At 32.2% G+C, this 1661-nt stretch carries 2 protein-coding genes; both read right to left on the bottom strand.

Annotated features, from left to right (window positions below; all coding sequences use genetic code 11):
• On the bottom strand, positions 1–864 hold an 864-nt coding region (locus ABZY44_RS37645; protein ID WP_356662049.1), incomplete at its 3' end, for a relaxase/mobilization nuclease domain-containing protein.
• Between the two features lie 2 nt (positions 865–866).
• Positions 867–1352 carry a plasmid mobilization relaxosome protein MobC gene (gene mobC / locus ABZY44_RS37640; RefSeq protein WP_356662047.1) on the bottom strand — a complete coding sequence of 162 codons (486 nt, stop codon included), beginning with the start codon at positions 1350–1352 and terminating at the stop codon, positions 867–869.
• Positions 1353–1661 lie beyond the last annotated feature (309 nt).

Below are 1661 nucleotides of genomic sequence, written 5' to 3'. Positions count from 1 at the left end.
CGGGCAGCTTCTGCCGGATCTCCTCGGCGACGGGGGCGATGCCGATGACGTGCACCCGGTGCCCGCGGTCGCCGAACAGCCGGGCCATCTGGTGCCTTTGAGATTTTCTTTTAAAAATTTATCATTTTTTAAACTTCTATCTCTAATTTTTTTGGTTTGTTCGCTTCCCTCTAAAAGATAAGTGGTATATTTTTTAGTATCGTCCACTTTTAAATTTAAGGCACTTGCTTTTTCTTTAAAATCTTCCCAAGTGTGAGAATGGTTCATCAAAAATTCAAGTTTGTTTTTAATCTCTTTTCGGTAAGAATTTTGAGCAAGATAGACCAAATAATTTTTGTGAGAATTCCCTAGTTTTTGTTCAGGACGGACAATAATTTTACAACCATATTCTTTAGAAATTCTATCAGAAATTTCTTTCAATCGTTCTAAATCATTTTTGTTTTGTTGAAATTTATTTAAAGTTAAAGGGTCAGTTGCATTAAGCACAATATGATTATGGAGGTGTGGCTTATCGGTATGAGTAGCAATAATAAATTCCGCAGAATTTCCGAGATATTCTTTCATGGTTTTACAACCAATTTCATGAACTTGTTCAGGGGTTAAATGGTCATCAGGAGAAAAAGATTGGACAAAATGATAACCGTAAATTTCATTTTTTCGTGGCTTGTTTTTTAAAGCGATAGCCATTGTTCGTGTCGCTAACATTTCATCACAGGTTGAATGAATATCTAAAATGTTTTGAGCGGAAACATATTCAAAGTCATTTGTTTTTTCAGGGTTCATCACATAATCAATGAGTTGGTTTAAATCTTTTGAAGAATGAACCGTTCCGTTCGATTGTTTTGGCATATAAATCACTGTCATTTTTACTCCCCCTCTGAAATAAAATGAACCACTTTTTGAATTTTTTCTTCCAAATTTTCTAATTGCTTTTGATAATCAGACATCCATTCTTTTGTCTGATTATTTTTATTTTCGTTTAAATGTTTAGCAATTTGATTGATATTATTTCCGATACGTTTTAGTTCAGATTTTGTCGCAGAAATTTCAGAAATAATATTTTTATATTCTGAAAAATCAATAGAAAAAATCTCTTTATTGCAACAAGCTCGTCTAGCAAAAATAGAAAAATTAGTGATGCCAGTTTCTCTCATCATCAATTTAATTCTTTCGTTCTCTTTTTCATTTACACGAAATTTTTTCTGTATACTTCTCTCACGATTTTCAATTATTTTCATCTTGTCAACCTCACAAATATCTGTCAACTCTAAAAGCTCAAAATAGGGGGTTAGTGTCTTTAGTGAACTTCGCACTTGGGTACCCAAGTACAGTAAAAAGTATTCATCTTTCACTCACAAAAGCTAAAATTTCCAATTTTATTTTTGTTCGTTTCAGACGAATATTTTTATTTTTGGTGGTGTCCCCCAATCCCCCTTTTTTTTAAAATTAATTATCATGATTTATATTTTTTGGAAAATTAATTTCAAATTCTTTTAAGACATCTTCGTATCAATCTTTGACTTCGCAACAGAACCCTTTTTACCGTAAGTGTATATCCACTTACTAAGCTCGCTATAATACTTTATAACGTTTTTATTTACATGAGCAAAGCGAGTTTTTCCAACACGTTTAATCTAAAATATTGGCATTTTATACCATGA

Origin of the sequence: Streptomyces sp. NPDC006544, assembly GCF_040611715.1 — a bacterium.
Lineage (GTDB): Bacteria > Actinomycetota > Actinomycetes > Streptomycetales > Streptomycetaceae > Streptomyces.
The sequence above is the reverse complement of the archived record's forward strand: the minus strand, read 5'-3'. Positions and strand labels throughout refer to the sequence as shown.